The organism is Actinoplanes sp. TFC3, assembly GCF_001553785.1.
Taxonomy (GTDB): domain Bacteria; phylum Actinomycetota; class Actinomycetes; order Mycobacteriales; family Micromonosporaceae; genus Actinoplanes.
The window spans coordinates 1,931,024-1,949,483 of the sequence record NZ_LOJP01000001.1; the positions used below are offsets into that span (position 1 = coordinate 1,931,024).

An 18,460-nucleotide genomic window follows, 5' to 3' on the forward strand; every position below is an offset into this window, starting at 1 on the left:
GCATGACGCGCATCATGCTGATCTCGGGGAGCACCCGGGAGACGTCGCTGCACACCGCCGCCCTGCGCACGGTGGCCCGGGTGGCACCGGCGGGAATCCACCCCGACCTGTACGACGGCCTGCGCGGCCTGCCGGCGTTCGCTCCGGGGGAGCAGCATGACGCCGCCACCATCCTGCGCCACCAGGTGTCCACGGCGGACGGCATCATCTTCTGCACGCCGGAATACGGGGGCTCGCTACCCGGCAGCTTGAAGAACCTGCTGGACTGGGTCGTCGAGGGCGCCGAGCTGTGGGACAAGCCGGTGGCGTGGCTGTCGCTGGCCGAACCGGGCCGCGATCAGGGCGCGCTGTCGACGCTGGAGACGGTGCTCGGGCATGGCAACGCGCGGGTGCTGCGCTCGGCGCTGATCCGGCTGCCGATCGGGCCGGAAGCGGTCGGGCCGGACGGGCTCATCGCGGACCCGCAGCTGCACATGGCCGTGCAGGACATGCTGCACGCGTTCGCCGTCGCGCTCGCGCCGAAACCCGACGCGCAGCCGTCCTGGCAGGTCAATTCGAGCCTCTACCCGATGATCCCGCAGCGGAAGACCACGCCGGAATTCCGGCAGCGAGCGCCACGCCACTTGCGCGATTAGTGCCTTAGAACTTCGGCGCGTCCGGAGCTTCGAGCAGCCCGAGTCGCAGCGCCGTCATCAGCGCCTGTGCGCGGTTGGCGGCGCCCAGCTTCTCGTACAGCTTCGAGATGTGGGTCTTGGCCGTGGACTCCGACACGAAGAGCTGCTTGGCGATCCCGGCCACGCTCATGCCGTCGGCGAGCAGGCGCAGGACCTGACCCTCGCGTGGGGAGAGTTGCGGGCCGGAGGGCGCGAGGCGGCGCTTCATGGCTTCGGCGAGGTCGGCGGCGGTGAAGGCGCTGGGGGCGGAGGCGGCGTGCCGGGCGGCCGCCACCACCTCGTCGGCGGGGGCCGTCTTCGGCACGAACGCGCTGGCCCCGGCCTCAAGAGCGCCGAACAGCTGGTCGTCACCGGCATACATGGTCAGCACCACGATGCCCATGTTGGCGTTGTTCTTGCGCAGCGCGCGGGTCGCCTCCAGGCCGCTGCCATCGGGCAGCCGCAGGTCCATGATGACCACGTCCGGCTGCAGCGCGCCGGCCTGGCGGACGGCCTCGGCTGCCGTGGCGGCCTCGCCGACCACCTCGAACTGCCGGTCCCGCTCGAACGCGTGCCGCAGCCCCTTACGGATCAAGTCGTGATCGTCGACGAGCAGCACCTTGGTGCGGGTCGTCGGCATCGGACTGGTCGACATGCTCGGGTTACTCCCCTTCTGATGCGGAAACGCTATCCCGCACGCTATCGCGCCGAGCGGACGATCCGAGCACTACGGCAACGGTTGTCCCGCTGGGGTGTCGTGGTCTGATCTCCAAACGGCCCCGGATACGTTCCGCTCTCTCGGCCATGATCGCAAGACCGTAGCGCCCATCGGGACGATCGTCGGCGAATCCCTTGCCGTCGTCGGAGACTTCGATCTGCGCGTACGGCGGGTCGACGGTGCAGGTGACCCACAGGTTGGAGGCGCCGGCGTGCTTACGGGCGTTGGTGATCGCCTCCTGGGCGATGCGCAGCAACTCCGCCTCGGTGGCGGCGGGCAGCCGGGCGGTGGATTCGTCGAACGTGAAGTGCACGCGCAGCCCGGCCGAGGTGCCCAGGGTGCGGGCGTACTCGGCGATGGCCGCCGCGAGCCCGCCGTTGCGGTCCACCTCGGAGCGCAGCTCGAACAGGCTGAGCCGCAGCTCGGTGATGACCCGGGTAACCTCGCCGCGCAGCGAGCGCAGCTCCTCGGCGGTCTCGTCGGCACCCTCGGGCAGGGTGGCCTGGGCGTTGTCGATGCCGTAGCCGACCATCACCAGCTCCTGCGCTACGCCGTCGTGAATCTCGCGGGCCAGACGCTGACGCTCCTCATTGGTCGCCAGCGCGCGGACCTCGTCGAACAGCAGGGCGGCCTCCAGCCGCAGGGCCGCCGGGCCGGTCACTTCGGTCACCCTCGAGATCACGGTCAGCGGGTACGCACTGGGCACATCGGCTTCCAGAATGACCAATCCGATCGTCCGCACGCCTGCTACCAGCGGGACGACCAGCGCGGAGGAATCGCCACCGGCGTGCGAGCGGGCCTGCGAGCGGTTGGCGGTCTGCGGCTGCTGGGTGGCCCAGGCGTCGGCGATCGCCGAGTCGGCGTCGAGGGTCACCTCCCAGTCCACCCGCTCGGCGCCGGACTGGGCCAGCATCACGAGCCGTCCGCCACCGCTGGCGGACAGCACCGCCGTGCGTTCGGCCGGGGCTACCGCGCGCAACTCCTCCAGCAGGTGCTCGGAGATGCCGCCCGGGTCCAGGGTTGCGCCCGGCAGGGACCGGGCGACGCTGCGCAGCTGGGTGAGCAGCCGGGTGGCCTCGGCGTACGGCTGCGGCTTGTTCTCCACCGGCGCCATGAGCTGGCGCATGGTGTCCGCGGCGAAGGTGACGATCGCGCCGAGCACCAGCCACTGACCGCCCGCGGCAAGGTACCCGGGCTGGGTGATGACCTTCTGGCCCTCCTCCGCGATCACCCCGCCGATGACCATGGTCACCGCCGCGACGCCGAGCAGGGTGGCGCCCTCGGTGGGACGCCGGCGCAGCGCCGCGGTCAGCAGCGGCACGGCCAGGTAGGGCAGCACCGCCTCGGCCCCGAACCCGGCATCCACGGTCCGGGTGACGTTCGCGGCGGCGGCCACCGAACCCGCGGCCAGCCCGGTGACGGCCACCTCGGCGAGGCGCCCGAGCGGCGCGGCGATGCGGTGATCCGGGGCGAACAGCGCGGGCAGTGCCGCGACCAGCAACAGGGCGATCCAGCGGAGCTCGCCCGGGTCGCGCGTGGCGATCAGCGTGAGAGCCGCCACGAGTGCGAGCATGACGAGGCGAGCGGCCACCACGAGCGGGTGGACGCGCACGGGAACGCTGGCTGACGCGGGCACGTGACGGATGGTAGCCGCACTTGTGCGAACTGGCTCGTCCGCGATACCCGCTGGGGTGCGCAACCGCCCCGGCCGGGCGTCGTCGGGATTGTCGCAGCCACGCGGTAGCCTGCCTGCCATGGCGGACAGCTCGACGCAGTCGATCCAGGTCCAGGCGCCTCCGGCCGCGGTCGTCGAGGTGATCTGCGACTTCCCCAGCTATCCGCAATGGGCGGATGCGGTGAAGGTCTGTGAGGTCGTCGAGGAGTATGAGGACGGCTACGCCGCCCGGGTGCGCTTCGTCATCGACGCCGGCCCGCTGGCCGACGACTACCAGCTCGACTACGCCTACGCCGAGGACCTCTCGCGCATCGAGTGGCACCTGGTCGCGCCCTCGAAGATGCAGAAAGTGCTGAACGGCTCCTACGACTTGGTCGCAGACGGTGGCGGAAACACCACGGTGACGTACACCCTTGAGGTGGAGCTCACCGTGGGGATGCTGGGCATGTTCAAGCGCAAGGCCGAAAAGATGATCATGGACACGGCCCTCAAGGAGCTCAAGCGCCGCGTCGAAAGCCTGTCCCGGGCCTGACCGCGCGCATCAACTTCAGCAGGGGGCACGCATGACTGGAACGGCGCGCGAGGAAGCCGAGCGGCTGGTCGCAACGGTGCTGGCAATGGCCGGGCAGGCCCGCCGGAACTCCGGGCTGGGTGATCTCATCGCGGCGGTGGTGCCCGATCCCAAGGCGGCTGCCCGGCTGGCGGTGGGTGCGGGAGACTTCGCCACCGGCGTGGCCAGCCTGATGCGCGCCTTCTCGTCCGTTGCGGAGGGCACAAAACGGACCCCGGAGCCGAAGGTACGTCCAGAGCCCACCCCTGATCAGTCGTGGGCGGCCGCCACGCGCGCAACCGCGTCCTCGGCTCCTGCCGACGAGCCCACCATCGACGAGGCCGCCGACCCCTGGACGGCCGCCACGCGCGAGGACAACCGGCATGCCCGCCGGGAAGCTGCTGCCGCCGGGGAGGCTGCGGCGGCGGCTCGGGAAGCGGCGGGACGGCCCGCGAATGAGGGCGCTGAGGGGTGGGGGAGCTCTGTACGTACCGGAAATAAGACGGGTGAAGGCGTGACGCGCCCCACGGACCCCTGGGCGGCAGCGGTCGCGAACTACGCGAACGGGGACTCGCCTGGCGAAACCGGCGTGGCACGAACCGGCGGCGTAGATCATGATGTGGCGGCACAGGGAACGCCGGCTGCGGCCGGAGACCGCGACGACCGGCCGGGCGGGGACGCCCCCGGCGGCGCGGAGTGACAACAGAGGGGACGGGCAGCGTGGCGCTGACCATCGGAATCGACGTCGGCGGCACCAAGGTGGCCGGCGGGGTGGTGGACGAGAACGGGGCAGTGGTCGCACAGACGCGGCGCGAGACCCCGGCCGACGACCCCGCGGCAACCCGGGACACCATCGTCGCGGTGGCCACCGAGCTGGCGGCCCAGTATCCGGCGGCCGACGCGGTGGGCATCGGGGCCGCCGCCTGGATCGACGTGGCCGGGGCGACGGTGCTGTTCGCGCCCAACCTGGCCTGGCGCGAGGAGCCGGTGCGCGACATCGTGGCCAAGGCCGTCGGGCTGCCGACCGTGCTGGAGAACGACGCCAACGTGGCCGCCTGGGCCGAGTTCCGCTTCGGCGCGGCCCGCCAGGCCGACGACTCCATGGTGATGATCACCGTGGGCACCGGCATCGGCGGCGGGATCGTGCTCGGCGGGCGGCTGTGGCGCGGCGCCAACGGCACCGCCGGGGAGCTGGGCCACATCCAGTCGGTCAACGGCGGGCACCCGTGCGGCTGCGGCCGGCTGGGCTGCCTGGAGCAGTATGCGAGCGGCAAGGCGCTGGTCCGCTTCGCGCGGGCCGGGGCGCGGCAGGAACCCGAGCGGGCCGCCTTGCTGCTGAAGCTGGCCGGCGGGGACCCGCTGGAGATCACCGGCCGGCAGATCACCGAGGCGGCGCAGCGCGGCGACGGGGTGGCCCGGGACGCGTTCGCGCAGATCGGGTATTGGCTGGGCGTCGCCATGGCCGACCTGGCCCAGGCCTTCGACCCGCAGGTGCTGGTCGTCGGCGGCGGCGTCATCGACGCCGGGGAACTGCTGATGGGCCCGACCGAGGCCACCTACCGGGACCAGCTCGCCCAGCGCGGGCGGTTCCCGGTGGCCGAGATCAAGGCCGCCGAAACCGGCAACACCGCAGGGGTGCTCGGCGCGGCCGACCTGGCCCGCCGGATCTGATCGTTTCAAGGGGAGGACCGTTGTCCGGGGTTCCGCTACGGGTGCTCAGCTACAACGTGCACGGCCTGCGCGACGACCGTGTCGCGCTGGCCGGCCTGGTACGCGAGCTGGCCCCGGACGTCGTCATCGTGCAGGAGGGCTTCCGGCGGTTCCGCTGGCGGCACAAGTGCGCGGCGCTGGCCGACAGCCTTGGCATGGTGGTCGCCGAGGGCGGCCTGCCCTCGCTGGGCAACCTGCTGCTGGTGACGCTGCGGGTGCGCGTGCACGAGACGTGGAGCCTGCGCTACCCGCTCACCCCGGGCAGGCACCTGCGCGGGGCCGCGTTCGCGCGCTGCTCGGTGAAGGGTGCCCGGTTCACCGTCTCCGGCTCGCACCTGGCCACCGATCCGGCCGAGCGGCCCGCCCAGGCGGCGCTCTGGAAGGACGCGCTGGCCCAGGTGAACGGTCCGCTGGTGGCCGGCGGCGACCTCAACGAGGGGCCGGGCGGGGGAGCGTGGCGCACGGTCGCCGACGGGTTCGTCGACACCGCGTCGGTGGCCGGCGGCACCCCGCTGACCTTCCCGGCCACCCTGCCCCGCCAGCGCATCGACGCGCTTTTCGTTTCGCCGGACGTGCAGATCGAGCGGTATGAGGTTGTGGAGACCGACGCCGCCCGCCGGGCCAGCGATCACCTCCCGGTGCTGGCCGAGCTGACGTTGCCTTCCGACTAGGCGGCTCGTCTGCGAGGATTCCCGGGTGCCAGACACCCCGGACATCGCCGATCGTCGCGACGCGGTCTGCGTGATCGGCGCCGGAGCCAGCGGCCTGGTCACCGTGAAGAACCTGAGGGAACAGGGCTTCGCGGTGGACTGCTACGAGCGGGAGACCGGCGTCGGCGGCGCGTGGAACTGGCGCCACGACCGCAGCCCTGTCTACTCGAGCACGCACCTGATCTCCTCGCGTCCGCTCACCGAGTTCCCCGACTTCCCGATGCCCGACGACTGGCCCGACTACCCGCATCACAGCCAGCTGCTGAGCTACCTGGAGCGCTACGCCGACCACTTCGGCCTGCGCGACGACATCTGGTTCGGCACCGAGGTGGTTGCCGTGACCCCGGGGGGTGAGGGGCGCTGGGATGTCACCACCCGCAGCACCGGGGGCGGCGAGGAACGCGTCCAGCGCTATGCGGCTGTGGTGGTGGCCAACGGGCACAACTGGTCACCCAAGCCGCTGGGTGTGGACACCTCACGGTTCTCGGGGCGGGTGATGCTCGCGTCGGCGTACAAGGATCCGGCGCAGTTGCGCGGTCGCAAGGTGCTGGTCATCGGCGGCGGCAACACCGGCTGTGACATCGCCGTCGAGGCCGCCCAGCAGGCCGAGAAGGTGTGGCACTCCACCCGCCGCGGCTACTGGTACACCCCCAAGTTCCTGTTCGGCCGGCCCGCTGATCAGGTGAACGCCAGGGCGCTGCGGCTGCGGCTGCCGCTACGGGTGCGCCAGTGGCTCTACCACCGCACCGTGCGCCTGACAGTCGGCGATGTGACCCGCTACGGGCTGAGCGAACCCGACCACCGGCCGTACGAGAGCCATCCGGTGGTCAACAGCCAGCTCGTCTACCACCTCGGTCACGGCCGGATCACCCCGGTCTGCGACGTGGCCCGCGCCGAGGGTTCCATCGTGGAGCTGACCGACGGCCGCCGCCTCGAACCCGACCTGGTCATCGCCGCCACCGGCTACCTGCCGCGCTTCGACTTCCTGACCCCCGACCTGCTCGACGTGGACGAGGACGGGCGCCCCGACCTGCACCTGCACGCGTTCGCCCGGCACCACCCGACGCTCGCCGTGGTCGGGTTGCTGCAGGCCGACGCCGGGTTGCTCCCGCTGGCCCATTGGCAGAGTGTCGCGGTGGCTCGCTGGCTGCGGTTACGGGTCACCGATCCGGTGCATGCCGCAGCGGTGCAGCAGAAGGAGTCGTCGCGCCCGCTGCGCAGCTGGACCCGGCTGCGCGTGGTCCCGTCGTCGCGCCACTGGTTCGAGGTCAGCCACACGAACTACCTGCGCGCGCTGGAGGACCTGCTCAGAGAGATGGAACCCGCTTGATGGCGTCGCAATTGGTGCGCTTCGCGGATTGGACGTCGCCGGTGCCGCCCGTACGCCGGGAAGTGCTCAGCGCCCTCCCGCACCCCGACGAGGGGCGCCCGCCGCTGCTGTTCGTGCCGGGTCTGGGCCACGCTGCCTGGGCGTTCCGGGAGCACTGGCTCGGTCATGCCGCCCAGCGGGGCTACGCCGCGTATGCGATCAGCCCTCGCGAGAACGGGTCGCTGCGGGCGTACGTCCACGATGTTGTTCAGGCGGCAGCGGGCTTGCCGCGCCAAGCCGTGCTGATCGGGCACGGCGCCGGCGCTCTGCTCGTCGCCCAGGCCCTGGCCCGCTATCCGGCGAAGGCGGCCGTGCTCTCAGCGCCGGTCCTGGGCGGCTGGAGCGCGCTCGGCACGGCCCTGCGCACCAACCCGCGAGGCACCCTGCCGGTCCTTTTCGGCGGCCCACTCAAACTGCATCGCCGCCAGCTGTTCGCCGCTGACCTTCCCGAAGCCGACGGGTACGTCAACCGCCTCACCCGAGCCCCGTTGCGGGTCTACCGCCAGGTCTTCGAGGCGCCCGACCCGCAACCGCCGGTGGGCTCGCCCCCGACGCTGGTGGTGGGCAGCCCGGACGACCGGATCGTCACCCGCAAGGCCCTCGACCGCGCGGCGGCCCGCTTCGGTGGCGCGCCGCTGCTGTTCCCGGGCCTCGGCCACGACCTGATGCTCGACGCGAACTGGCAGGAACCCATCGACGCGATCTTGGACTGGTTGGAAAAACAACTAGCGGCGTAGCCGCGCGGCCACCCGTCCGGTGCGGTCGAGAGCGGTCAGGTAGCTGCGCGCCCAGAAGTCGATGTCGTGGCTGACCAGGTGTTCGCGCATGGCTGTCATCCGCCGTTCCAGGTCGGCCGGTTCGGCCTCCATGGCGCGCAGCAGGGTGTCCTTGAGCCCGTCGACGTCGTGCGGGTTGACCAGGAACGCGTCGGTGAACTCGTCGGCCGCCCCGGCGAATTCGCTGAGCACCAGCGCGCTCGAGTTGTCGGCGCGGGCGGCCACGTACTCCTTGGCGACCAGGTTCATGCCGTCGCGCAGCGGGGTCACCACCATCACGTCGGCGGTCTGGTAGAGCGCGGCCAGCTCGGCACGGTCGAACGGCTGGATCAGGTAGTGGATGGCGGTTTCGCCCACGCGGCCGTACTCGCCGTTGATCCGCCCGACCTCGCCCTCGATGCGGTCGCGCAGCTTGCGGTAGCTCTCCACACGCTCGCGGCTGGGCACCGCCACCTGCACGAGCACGGTGTCGCGGACCTTGACGAGCCCGTCGCGCAGCAGCTCGCTGTAGGCGGTCAGCCGGTGCTCGATGCCCTTGATGTAGTCGAGGCGGTCGACGCTGAGCAGCACCCGGCGCGGCTTGCCCAGATCGGAGCGCAACTGCGCGGCCCGGTCCCGCACGTCGCGCCGGGCCGACAGCGCCTGCATCTCGGCGACGTCGATGGACATCGGGAACGCGCCGGTGCGGATGGTGCGCCCTTCGAACGAGATCTCCTCGTCCCCGGTGACCTGCGCGCCGAGCAGCTTGACGGCGAGCTGGGAAATGTTGTGCGCGGCCTGCGGGCGCTGGAAACCCACCAGATCGGCCCCGAGCATGCCGCGCAGCAGGTCGAGGCGGCGGGGGAGCTGCATGAACAGCTCCGGGGGTGGGAACGGCACATGCATGAAGAAGCCGATGAGTACGTCCGGACGTAACTCGCGGATGAGCTGAGGCACCAGCGTCAGGTGGTAGTCCTGCACCCACACGGTGCCGCCGGGCTCGACGGCCTCCGCGGCGGCCTGGGCGAACCTGCGGTTGACCGCCCGGTAGGTCTCCCACCAGCCCCTGTCGAACACCGGCGGGGACACCGCATCGTGGTAGAGCGGCCACAACGTGGAGTTCGCGAAGCCCTCGTAGTAGCCGTTGTGCTCGTCCTCGGACAACCCCATCGGCAGCATCCGCAGGCTGCCGATGTCGGGCAGGGGCTTGGCCGTGCCGATCCCGCCGCCCCAGCCGACCCAGGTGGCGGGCGTCTTGTCCAGGATGGCGTGCAGGGCCCCGGCCAGGCCGCCGGGACTGCGCCGCCATTCGCAAGCGCCGTCCGGAGCGATGTTGTCATCGAGGGGAAGACGGTTGGCGACAACAACGAGCGAGCTCTGGCGCATTTACAGCACGTTAGTGGATGGCTACCCACCGGTACAGAGGCGGGGGGCTATGGCTGCGCTAGACGACGGCGCCGTCGTCGAGGTCGTCATCGTCGTCGCCCGAGGCGGGGGGCTATGGCTGCGCTAGACGACGGCGCCGACGTCGAGGTCGTCATCGTCGTCGCCCGAGCGCAGCCGCCACACCAGCGTCACCGCGCCCGCCACGATCGCCGCGAAGGCGAGGAGCGTGACGTAGGTGGCCGGCACCGGCACGAGCCACGGGAACAGGAACAGCACGAAGCCCAGGACCACGCCGAGCACGCCGGCGATCGCGTACTTGGAGATGTGCGGCAGCGGCGGGGGCGGCGGCGGCACGTACCGCTCGTCGTCCTCGTCCTCGTCGTCGGCCAGGTCGGCGCCGAAGGTGTCCAGCCCGTCGAGCAACGAGGGCTCCTCGACGCGGTCGGTGCGGCGCCGGTTGTGCAGCACCGGGCCCTCGTCGGCGGGCTTGGGGGGCTCCGGCGCCTTCTCGGGCGAGGCCGGCATGTCCTCGGCGTCGGGCCACGACTGGGTGCCCGGATCGACGGTGGTGTGGAAGCCGGCCACGATCTTCGCCCACTCGGCGTCGATGTCGCGCTGGTCGGCCGGCACCGGCGCGCTCGGCGGGGTGGGCCCGGCGCCGCCGGTCAGCTTCTGCAGGTGCTCGCGGGCGGTGGCGAGGTGGTCGCGGTCGACGAACAGCCGGTCGGTGGGCCGGGCCGGGAACGTCGTGGCGCGCAGGATCGGGTTCAGATCGGCAGAGGGCTGCAGGTAGGCAGCGATGCCCCCGGCGGCCAGCACGTCGAGCAGGTGCTCGCCCACGCGCGGATCCACGTCGCCCGCGGCCGCGTAGTCGGCCGCGTCGAGTCCGTTGTCCCGCCGCCCGCGACGGGCGCCACCCGCAGACACCCTGTAATCTCCCTGCACCCCGATAGCCGAGCCCCCGCGCTCGGCGCGCGCGTGCCTTGAATGGTGACACGACAGGTGCCGCTTGCGGGAGTGCGTTGTGGCGCGCCGCTCCCGCTTCGTAGGCTTTTCCTGCCCCCCGGCGGCCCGTGCGCGGGAAAGGACACCGGTGTTCTACTGGCTGTTGAAGTACGTGGTCCTCGGACCTGTCCTGAAATGTGTCTTCCGTCCTGACGTGCGGGGACTCGAACACCTTCCGGAGCGTGGGCCGGTGATCCTCGCCTGCAACCACCTTTCGTTCTCCGACTCGATCTTCACACCTCTGGTGCTGAAGCGGAGGGTGACCTTCGTCGCCAAAGCGGAGTACTTCACCGGGAAGGGGATCAAAGGCTGGCTCATGCGCCAGTTCTTCACCAATACCGGGACCATCCCGGTGGACCGTTCGGGCGGCAAGGCGGCCCGCGCGGCCCTGGACACCCAGCTGCGGGTGCTGCGCTCGGGCAACATCGCGGGCATCTACCCCGAGGGCACCCGCTCGCCCGATGGCCGGCTCTACCGCGGCAAGACCGGGGTGGCCCGGCTGGCCCTGGAGAGCGGCGCCCCGGTGGTCCCGGTGGCGCTGCTCAACACCGACGAGATCCAGCCCACCGGCACGCTGATCCCGGCGATCAAGCGAGTGCGCATGCGCATCGGGCGGCCGCTGGACTTCTCCCGCTACGAGTCCGGCGACCGCTTCGTGGAGCGGGCCGTCACTGACGAGATCATGTACGAGCTGATGACGCTCACCGGCCGCGAATACGTCGACGTCTACGCGGCCACGCTCAAGACCTCGGTGGAATCCCCGGTCAAGCGGGCTGCGGAAGCGGGCGACCCGGTCCGTACGTCGTCCCGGCCCGATCCCGTTCCAGCCACCCCGACTCCACCAGCAGCCGCCGGGCCCCCGCCACATCATCGGTGACCCGGGCCAGGCGGCGGTTGATGGTGTCCTCGTCGTACAGCCCGTCCAGCGCCAGGAAGCGGGCCAGCAACTCGCCCAGCATCGGATAGCGATCGCCCTGAGTGGGCGGGAGGCTGGTGAGCCGGCCGTGCTTGAAGTAGCCGCGCAGCTTCGGGTAGCCGTCGAGCAGCGCGGCGATCGGCTGCAGCCGGTCCACCGCCCCGGCGGCGTCGCGCAGTTCGCCGGGGTGGGCGCGGTAGGCGCCGTCGCCGAAACCCGTCACGATGCCGGCCGCCACCAGCCGCGCGCAGGCGTCACCGACCTCGGGCTTGGTCCGGTCGAGGACATGGGCGAGTTCGGCCAGCGTGGCGCCCTCGGTGCCGCGGCGGGCCAGCTCGGCGAACGCGGCGAGGCGCAGCGGCACGGCAAGCTGGGCGAGAATCTCGGCGGCGCGGGCGGCATCGGCGGACATGGGCGCCACCCTAGGAGCGCGCACCCGCCCGGTCACCCCATTTTCCGAGCCCGGTTCAGCCGCCCATGGCATGCCAGCGGGCCAGGTTGTGCTTGGCGTCGACCAGCGCGTCGTGGCGGCCCTGCGCGGTGGGCAGCGGCGGGCGGCCCTTGTCGTCCCAGAGCTGGCGCAGGTCCTTGGTGAAGCGGGGGATCACCCGGGGCAAGGCCGGCATCGCCCCCCAGAGCTGGGCGAGGGCCACGTGGTCGTACGCGGCGTACCAGGCCCAGAGCTCGATCTGCTCGTCGCGACCCTTCACCGGCTCCAACAGGAACGCGTGCAGATCCTCGCGGATGCGCTCGCGGGAGCGCCACGCCGGATCCGAGGGTGAGGGCAGCTTGTCGAGCACGTTGCGGCGCACCCAGGGGATCGCCTTGGACTCGTCGAACTCGGTGGAGACGGCGTAGAACTCACGCCCGAACTCGTCGACCATGCCGATGCTCACCAGGTCGACCGTGCGGCCGTCCTCGATGAACTCGCAGTCGTAGAAATAGCGATAGACCATCGCGGACCATCCTTGCCTACGCGTCGCCGGGGCGGTCGCGCAGGGCCTCCCGGGCGTGGCGCAGGCCCTCGGGGTCGCCGCGGCGGGCGGCCCAGTCGGCTTGCACCGCCCAGCGGAAGCGCAGCAGCACGGGCAGGGCGGCGTGCAGCTCGTCGAAGGTGACCGGGCCGGCCGCCAGGTAGCCGTCGAGCAATTCCGCGGAGGTTTCCTCGCCGCCGGCGTAGACGACCGCGGCGGCCACGTCGTAGAGCAGGGGGCCGGTGCCGCTGGCGCCGCAGTCGAGCAGCCCGGCGCGCCCGGTGGCCGGGTCGATCAGGAACATCTCGGGGGCGGGGTCGCCGTGCAGGACGCCGTACGTGAGCCGGTCGGTGACGGTCAGCCGGGTCATCGCGGTGAGCGCACCGGCGACCGCTTCGCGCAGCCACGGCTCGGCGGCCAGGTGCGCGGCCTCCGGGTCGAGGTAGCTCCAGCGGCCCAGGCCGGGGTGGTCGAAGCGCTGCAGGGCACGGTGCACGGCCCCCAGGCGATCACCCCAGAACTGCTGGTCGATGGGGTCGCGCCCATCGAGGGTACGGCCGGGGGCCCGGCGCAGCACGGCCATCGCCCCGCGTTCGGTGTCGGCGGTCAGCGCGCCGGCCAGGGTCCGCACCGGCACGCCGGCTTCGATGCCGATGGTGCGCAGGTGGGCCGCCGCGGCCAGGCCCGCCTCCACCGGCTGGCGGCAGGCCGGGTCGGCGAGGCGGGCCACGAAGCGCTCACCGCCGGCCAGCACGTCCCAGCCGTGCAGCATCAAGCCCCCGGGCAGCACCGAGATCTCGGCGGGCTGCAGGTGCCACTGGTCGCGCAGCGTCGATCGAAGGAGGTCGTCATCCGGCACGGCGGCGATTATCGAGGTACGGATCGTGACGACAACGGACACGGTGGGCGATAGTTACACCGGGCAATTGGGGGGTGTACACGCAGCGACATCCGCGAAATGATCGAACCGGATGCGCCGTGGAGGTATCAAATGGCGTTGATGACGCTCTTCATGCTAAGAGTGATCGTTCGCGTCGAGGGGCCGACGCCGGACAGCTGTGCCGACGGTGGTCCCGGCCGGGGGAAGGACTGACCGTGGATCATCGGCTGCCGGAGCCGGGAGACGCGCTGACGGGTGTGGAAATGTTCGCCGGGCTGGAGCCCGACGTGCGTCAGCGGGTGATCGCTGCCGCTGTGCCCCGGACGTACCGTAAAGGCCAGATCCTGTTCGTGGAACACGATCCGGGGGACTCCTTGATCGTGTTGCGCCGCGGCGCCATTGCGGTGTTCCGCACGGCTCCCACCGGCGAACGCGCCGTGCTCACCGTGGTCCGGCCGCCCGACGTGCTCGGCGAGGTCTCGCTGCTGGACGCCTCCACCCGCTCGGCCAGCGCCGAAGCGATCGAGGACAGCCAGGCGCTCGCGCTGTCCCGGGTGGCGTTCATGGATCTGGTGCACTCCAACCCGCGCATTCTCGACGCGGTGATGCGCTCGGTCGGCGGGCTGATCCGCCGGCTCACCGAGCAGAACGCCGACCACGTCTTCCTCGATCTGCCCGGCCGCGTGGCCAAGACCCTGGTCCGCCTCGCGGGTGACAGCCAGGCCCCGATGATCACTATCGAGTTGAACCAGAGCCAGCTCGCCGAGATGGCCGGCGGCTCGCGGCAGAGCGTCAACCAGGCCATCGGCTCGTTCGCCACCCGCGGCTGGCTGCGCACCGAGGGCCGGCGCATCGTGGTCACCGACGTGTCGGCGCTGCGCCGGCGGGCCGGGATGGCCGAACGCTGAGCCGCCGATCAACCCGGGCTGTTTCGGCCGGTGTCCTCCGGGAAGTTCGAGGGGGACACCGACGAAGGAGTGCGACATGGCTGAGCACAGCGAGCAAGACAAGCGCGAGAAGCTCAAGGAGCTGGTCAAGGACGCCCGCATCGGGATGCTGACCACCATGACCGCCGAGGGGCGCCACGTCAGCCGGCCGATGGCGCTGCAGGAGGTCGAGTTCGACGGCGACCTGTGGTTCTTCACCTACTCCGACGCCGACCTGGTTGCCGAGATCCGGCTCAACCCGCAGGTCAACGTCGCGTTCAGCGACCCCAAGCAGCACGCATGGACCTCGGTGGCCGGCACCGCGGTGCAGACCGACAACCGGGCCAAGGCCGAGGAGCTGTGGAACCCCGTGCTCAAGGCGTGGTTCCCGGACGGACTGGAGACCCCGAACCTCACGCTGGTCAAGGTGACCGCGGAGTCGGCCGAGTACTGGGAGGCCGCGCACAGCTCGAAGGTGATCACCCTGTTGGGGTACGCCAAGGCAGCCGTTACGGGAAAGACGCCGAACGCTGGCGAGAACGAAACCGTCCGGTTGTAGCGGGGCGCGTTGGCCGGGGTCAGGCGGGCCGACTACAGTGCGCTTGCGGCCCGCCCCCCGTCCCGGCGATGAAGCCGGGCCGGATGCTGCCCACCTGACGGGCGCCGGGCCGATCGCGACCCGATGAGGGAGGACGAGCAATCATGCGTATCGGCGTGCTCACCGGCGGCGGCGACTGCCCCGGTCTCAACGCGGTGATCCGGGCGGTGGTGCGCAAGGGCGTAGCCGTCTACGGGCACGAGTTCGTCGGTTTCCGGGACGGCTGGAAGGGCCCGCTGGAGGGCCTGACGAAGCCGCTGGGCATCGCGGAGGTGCGAGGCATCCTGCCGCGCGGTGGCACCATCCTCGGCTCCTCCCGGACCAACCCGTTCAAGATCGACGGCGGCGTCGAGAAGATCAAGGCCAACCTGGCCGAGCAGGGTGTCGACGCGCTCGTGGCAATCGGTGGCGAGGACACCCTCGGCGTGGCCACCAAGCTCACCGATCTCGGCGTCAACGTGGTCGGCGTGCCCAAGACGATCGACAACGACCTCAACGCCACCGACTACACCTTCGGCTTCGACACCGCGGTCAACATCGCGATGGAGGCCATCGACCGGCTGCACACCACCGCCGAGTCGCACCACCGCACGCTGGTGGTCGAGGTCATGGGCCGCCACGCCGGCTGGATCGCGCTGCACGCCGGCCTCGCCGGTGGCGCCAACGTGATCCTGCTGCCCGAGCGCAAGTTCGACGTGGACCAGGTCGCCACCTACGTGACCAAGCGCTTCCAGGTCGAATACGCCCCGATCGTGGTGGTCGCCGAGGGCGCCGAGCCGCTTGAGGGCCAGATGGTCACGCAGAACAAGGAGCTCGACGCGTTCGGCCACGTCCGCCTCGGCGGCATCGGCCAGTGGCTCGCCGAGACCCTGGAGGAGAAGACCGGCAAGGAGGCCCGCACGGTCGTCCTCGGTCACATCCAGCGCGGTGGCACCCCGACCGCGTACGACCGCGTGCTTGCCACCCGCTTCGGCCTGCAGGCCATCGACGCGGTGAACGACGGCGACTTCGGCAAGATGATGGCGCTGCGCGGCACCGACATCGTGCGGGTCCCGCTCGCCGACGGCACCGCCGAGCTCAAGACCGTGCCGCTTGAGCGTTACGAAGAGGCCGAGGTCTTCTTCGGTAGCTGAGCCGACTACGGTTTTCAGGGGCGGACCACTCGGTCCGCCCCTGAAACGTAGATGGGGGAGGACCGCCCATGTCCGTCGTCGCGGTGATCGGCACCGGCAAGATCGGCGAGCTCGTGGTCTCCGGCCTGCTGCGCGCGGGCCGCCCGGCCGGTCAGATCGTGGTGACCGCCCGGCGCCCGGAACGCGGTGCCGAGCTGGCCGAGCGATACGGCGTGCGGGTGGCCGGCAACGCCACAGCGGTGGCCGAGGCGGACGTGCTAGCGATCGCGGTCAAGCCGCAGGACGCCGGCACCCTGCTCGACGAGATCGGTGCCGAGGTGCCCGCCGGCAAGCTGCTCATCTCGCTGTGCGCCGGGCTGCCGACCAGCTTCTTCGCCGCGCGGCTGCCCGAGGGCACCCCGGTCGTGCGGGTCATGACGAACACCCCGGCGCTGGTGGACCAGGCGATGACCGCGATCTCGGCCGGCCCGCACGCCACCGGCGAACACCTGGCGATCGCCGAGCAGATGTTCCAGCCGCTGGGTTCGACCGTACGGGTGCCGGAGTCGCAACAGGACGCGGTGACCGCGCTGTCCGGCTCCGGGCCGGCCTACTTCTATCTGCTCGTCGAGGCGATGATCGACGCGGGCATCCTGCTCGGCCTGCCGCGCCAGGTCGCGCACGAGCTGATCGTGCAGACCGCGATCGGCTCGGCGGTGATGCTGCGCGACTCCGGTGAGCACCCGGTCAAGCTGCGCGAGGCGGTGACCTCCCCGGCCGGCACCACCATCTCGGCGATCCGCGAGCTGGAGAACCACGGCGTGCGCGCGGCGCTGCTGGCCGCGCTGGAAGCAGCCCGTGACCGCGCCCGGGAGATCGCTGCGCAGAGTTCCTAGCTTCTAATACCAGATCGCGATCTGGGCTCCGTCGTTCTCCTCCGGGGGGCTGGGGTGGCTCAGGGCCGTACCGGTGGCCATCCGGTGCGCACTCCAGGCCACCGCGGCGGCGTCGAGGATGTCATCGGGCGGGGCCTGGCCGGCGGGTCCGAGGTGGTCGGGCAGCACAATGCCATGCTTGGCGAGCAACTCACGGCGGCGGGCCTGCCCGGACCAGGTCTTCTTCGCGTACGGCAAAGGCTCGCCGGCCATCTCACGGAACGACACCTCGGGGTGGGCCTCGAACAGCAACCCCGGATGACGCTCCCAGATCGCGTTGGCTTCGAGCAGCTTGGGCCGCAATGCCCACGACTGGCGGCTCAACCCCGCGCCGGTCAGCTCGCGGCAGACCCGGTTGGCGGTGGTGAAGTCCGGTTCCTGCCAGACCGCGCGCGGCGGCACCCGGAACACGCTGCTGCGGCGCGGGCCGAGCTGATCCGCGGCCAGAGCATCGGCGGCGCGCCAACGGTCGGGCAGCATGCCGAGCGGGATGTCGACGCCGATCACCGCCGCGCCGGAGCTGCCCGCCACGATCTCGTACAAGGTGGACGCCAGCATGGCGCGCCCGAACTGCCCGTCGCGCAGCTCGACACCCACCCAGCCGAGGGCATAGGCGTCGACGCCGATCACATGGATGCTCATGGGCAGCTCAGCGTGGTAGCAAGGGCTCGATGGCAGTGATCACCCGGTCGTCCTGCGGCTCGGTGCGCGGGTCGAAGCGCGCGACCACCGCTCCGCCGGGGGCGACCAGAAATTTCTCGAAGTTCCAGGTCACGTCGTCGCCATCGCCGATCAGCTCGCGGTACAGCGGGTGCCGGTCGGCGCCGTTCACGTCGACCTTCTCGGTGAGGGGGAACGTGACGCCATAGTTGACCTGGCAGAACTCCTCGATCTCGGCTGCCGCCCCGGGCTCCTGGCCGGCGAACTGGTTGCACGGCACGCCGAGCACGACCAGGCCGCGATCGGCGTACTTCTCGTACAGTGTTTCGAGGCCGGCGTACTGCGGGGTGAGCCCGCAGCGGCTGGCCACATTGACCACCAGGACGACATTGTCGCGATAGCGCGCCAGTTCGGCCGATCCGCCCGGAAGTGCGTCGATGTCGACGTCGAAGATGGTCATGACGGCAGACTACGCGCTGTGCCCGGCTGAGTGCACGCCGTGGCGCTACGCTCCGAAAAGTTAAGACCTCGCGTAATCAGCGTTGAGGTTCTTGACGCCTGTTCATAGATGTGACTACCGTCTCTTCAATCCCCCTTAGGAAAGTTTCCTAACTGTTCGTTGAGGAGACGCAGTGAAGAAATCCCTCCGCCGCGCCTTGTGGACCGGGGCGATCGTGGCAGTCACTACCGCCTCGGTCCCCATGGTCCAGGCGTCTGCTGCTGTCGCCTGCGCGTCCCCGTGGAGTGCCACCGCGGTCTACACCAACGGCCTGACCGCGTCGCAGAACGGCCACAACTACTCTGCCAAGTGGTGGACCCAGAACGAGAGCCCGGCCACGCACAGCGGCCAGTGGGACGTCTGGTCCGACCAGGGCACCTGTAGTGGTGGTGGCACCGACCCGACGACGCCGCCGACCAACCCCACCAC

The 18,460-nt window shown here is 71.0% G+C and carries 22 protein-coding genes; 13 read left to right on the plus strand and 9 right to left on the minus strand.

What is annotated here, in order from left to right; genetic code table 11:
• The first annotated feature begins 2 nt into the window (after positions 1–2).
• Positions 3–635, plus strand: a complete 633-nt coding sequence (locus tag TFC3_RS08835) for an NADPH-dependent FMN reductase (protein ID WP_067497947.1) — start codon at positions 3–5, stop codon at positions 633–635.
• 4 nt (positions 636–639) lie between these two features.
• On the opposite strand, the gene TFC3_RS08840 is transcribed toward TFC3_RS08835, so the two are convergent.
• A complete protein-coding gene (locus TFC3_RS08840; RefSeq protein ID WP_023359837.1) occupies positions 640–1,308 on the minus strand; it encodes a response regulator in 669 nt (222 codons plus the stop codon).
• Between the two features lie 7 nt (positions 1,309–1,315).
• A complete protein-coding gene (locus TFC3_RS08845) occupies positions 1,316–3,007 on the minus strand; it encodes a GAF domain-containing sensor histidine kinase (protein WP_067497950.1) in 1,692 nt (563 codons plus the stop codon).
• Positions 3,008–3,125: 118 nt separating this feature from the next.
• On the opposite strand from TFC3_RS08845, the gene TFC3_RS08850 reads away from it, so the two are divergent.
• The 6 genes from TFC3_RS08850 to TFC3_RS08875 are packed head-to-tail and all read left to right on the plus strand — an operon-like array spanning position 3,126 to position 8,122.
• A complete protein-coding gene (locus TFC3_RS08850) occupies positions 3,126–3,578 on the plus strand; it encodes an SRPBCC family protein (RefSeq protein WP_067497953.1) in 453 nt (150 codons plus the stop codon).
• A gap of 31 nt (positions 3,579–3,609) precedes the next feature.
• On the plus strand, positions 3,610–4,296 hold the full coding sequence (locus tag TFC3_RS40420) for a hypothetical protein (protein WP_067497955.1): 687 nt from the start codon (positions 3,610–3,612) through the stop codon (positions 4,294–4,296).
• Between the two features lie 20 nt (positions 4,297–4,316).
• Positions 4,317–5,267 (plus strand): ROK family glucokinase, encoded by a 951-nt coding sequence (locus TFC3_RS08860; protein WP_067497957.1) that lies wholly within the window; start codon positions 4,317–4,319, stop codon positions 5,265–5,267.
• A 20-nt stretch (positions 5,268–5,287) separates the two neighbouring features.
• Positions 5,288–5,977: an endonuclease/exonuclease/phosphatase family protein gene (locus tag TFC3_RS08865; RefSeq protein WP_067497960.1), complete on the plus strand. Its 690-nt coding sequence runs from the start codon at positions 5,288–5,290 to the stop codon at positions 5,975–5,977.
• 25 nt (positions 5,978–6,002) lie between these two features.
• A complete protein-coding gene (locus TFC3_RS08870; RefSeq protein ID WP_067497963.1) occupies positions 6,003–7,346 on the plus strand; it encodes an NAD(P)/FAD-dependent oxidoreductase in 1,344 nt (447 codons plus the stop codon).
• Positions 7,346–8,122: an alpha/beta hydrolase gene (locus TFC3_RS08875; RefSeq protein ID WP_067497966.1), complete on the plus strand. Its 777-nt coding sequence runs from the start codon at positions 7,346–7,348 to the stop codon at positions 8,120–8,122. The genes TFC3_RS08870 and TFC3_RS08875 overlap by 1 nt, the downstream gene beginning before the upstream one ends.
• Here TFC3_RS08875 and TFC3_RS08880 read toward each other — a convergent pair.
• Positions 8,111–9,526 carry a trehalose-6-phosphate synthase gene (locus TFC3_RS08880; RefSeq protein WP_067497971.1) on the minus strand — a complete coding sequence of 472 codons (1,416 nt, stop codon included), beginning with the start codon at positions 9,524–9,526 and terminating at the stop codon, positions 8,111–8,113. The genes TFC3_RS08875 and TFC3_RS08880 overlap by 12 nt on opposite strands.
• A 123-nt stretch (positions 9,527–9,649) precedes the next feature.
• Entirely contained in the window at positions 9,650–10,453 is an 804-nt protein-coding gene (locus TFC3_RS08885; protein WP_067497974.1) for a DUF308 domain-containing protein, read from the minus strand.
• 166 nt (positions 10,454–10,619) lie between these two features.
• Between TFC3_RS08885 and TFC3_RS08895 the strand changes: the two genes are divergently transcribed.
• On the plus strand, positions 10,620–11,408 hold the full coding sequence (locus TFC3_RS08895; RefSeq protein WP_082771933.1) for a lysophospholipid acyltransferase family protein: 789 nt from the start codon (positions 10,620–10,622) through the stop codon (positions 11,406–11,408).
• Here TFC3_RS08895 and TFC3_RS08900 read toward each other — a convergent pair.
• The 3 genes from TFC3_RS08900 to TFC3_RS08910 are packed head-to-tail and all read right to left on the minus strand — an operon-like array spanning position 11,296 to position 13,322.
• Positions 11,296–11,859 (minus strand): DUF2087 domain-containing protein, encoded by a 564-nt coding sequence (locus tag TFC3_RS08900; RefSeq protein WP_067497984.1) that lies wholly within the window; start codon positions 11,857–11,859, stop codon positions 11,296–11,298. The genes TFC3_RS08895 and TFC3_RS08900 overlap by 113 nt on opposite strands.
• 55 nt (positions 11,860–11,914) lie before the next feature.
• Positions 11,915–12,403 carry a polyadenylate-specific 3'-exoribonuclease AS gene (locus tag TFC3_RS08905; protein WP_067497987.1) on the minus strand — a complete coding sequence of 163 codons (489 nt, stop codon included), beginning with the start codon at positions 12,401–12,403 and terminating at the stop codon, positions 11,915–11,917.
• A 16-nt stretch (positions 12,404–12,419) separates the two neighbouring features.
• Positions 12,420–13,322 (minus strand): phosphotransferase enzyme family protein, encoded by a 903-nt coding sequence (locus TFC3_RS08910; RefSeq protein WP_082771934.1) that lies wholly within the window; start codon positions 13,320–13,322, stop codon positions 12,420–12,422.
• A gap of 194 nt (positions 13,323–13,516) precedes the next feature.
• Here TFC3_RS08910 and TFC3_RS08915 point away from each other — a divergent pair, with 194 nt between their 5' ends.
• The 4 genes from TFC3_RS08915 (at position 13,517) to proC (ending at position 16,833) form a co-directional block, all read left to right on the plus strand.
• A complete protein-coding gene (locus TFC3_RS08915) occupies positions 13,517–14,209 on the plus strand; it encodes a Crp/Fnr family transcriptional regulator (RefSeq protein WP_015620001.1) in 693 nt (230 codons plus the stop codon).
• A 76-nt stretch (positions 14,210–14,285) separates the two neighbouring features.
• On the plus strand, positions 14,286–14,786 hold the full coding sequence (locus tag TFC3_RS08920) for a pyridoxamine 5'-phosphate oxidase family protein (RefSeq protein ID WP_067497993.1): 501 nt from the start codon (positions 14,286–14,288) through the stop codon (positions 14,784–14,786).
• Between the two features lie 143 nt (positions 14,787–14,929).
• Positions 14,930–15,958 carry a 6-phosphofructokinase gene (locus TFC3_RS08925; protein ID WP_067497996.1) on the plus strand — a complete coding sequence of 343 codons (1,029 nt, stop codon included), beginning with the start codon at positions 14,930–14,932 and terminating at the stop codon, positions 15,956–15,958.
• A gap of 68 nt (positions 15,959–16,026) precedes the next feature.
• Positions 16,027–16,833, plus strand: a complete 807-nt coding sequence (proC, locus tag TFC3_RS08930; protein WP_067497999.1) for a pyrroline-5-carboxylate reductase — start codon at positions 16,027–16,029, stop codon at positions 16,831–16,833.
• A gap of 3 nt (positions 16,834–16,836) precedes the next feature.
• Here the strand turns inward: proC and TFC3_RS08935 are convergent, their stop codons facing one another.
• The gene (locus TFC3_RS08935) at positions 16,837–17,514 is read right to left on the minus strand and encodes a DUF429 domain-containing protein (protein WP_067498002.1); all 678 of its coding nucleotides are present in this window, start codon (positions 17,512–17,514) and stop codon (positions 16,837–16,839) included.
• A gap of 7 nt (positions 17,515–17,521) precedes the next feature.
• The gene (locus TFC3_RS08940; protein WP_067498004.1) at positions 17,522–17,992 is read right to left on the minus strand and encodes a glutathione peroxidase; all 471 of its coding nucleotides are present in this window, start codon (positions 17,990–17,992) and stop codon (positions 17,522–17,524) included.
• Between the two features lie 172 nt (positions 17,993–18,164).
• Here TFC3_RS08940 and TFC3_RS08945 point away from each other — a divergent pair.
• On the plus strand, positions 18,165–18,460 hold a 296-nt coding region (locus TFC3_RS08945; protein ID WP_369819595.1), incomplete at its 3' end, for a carbohydrate-binding protein.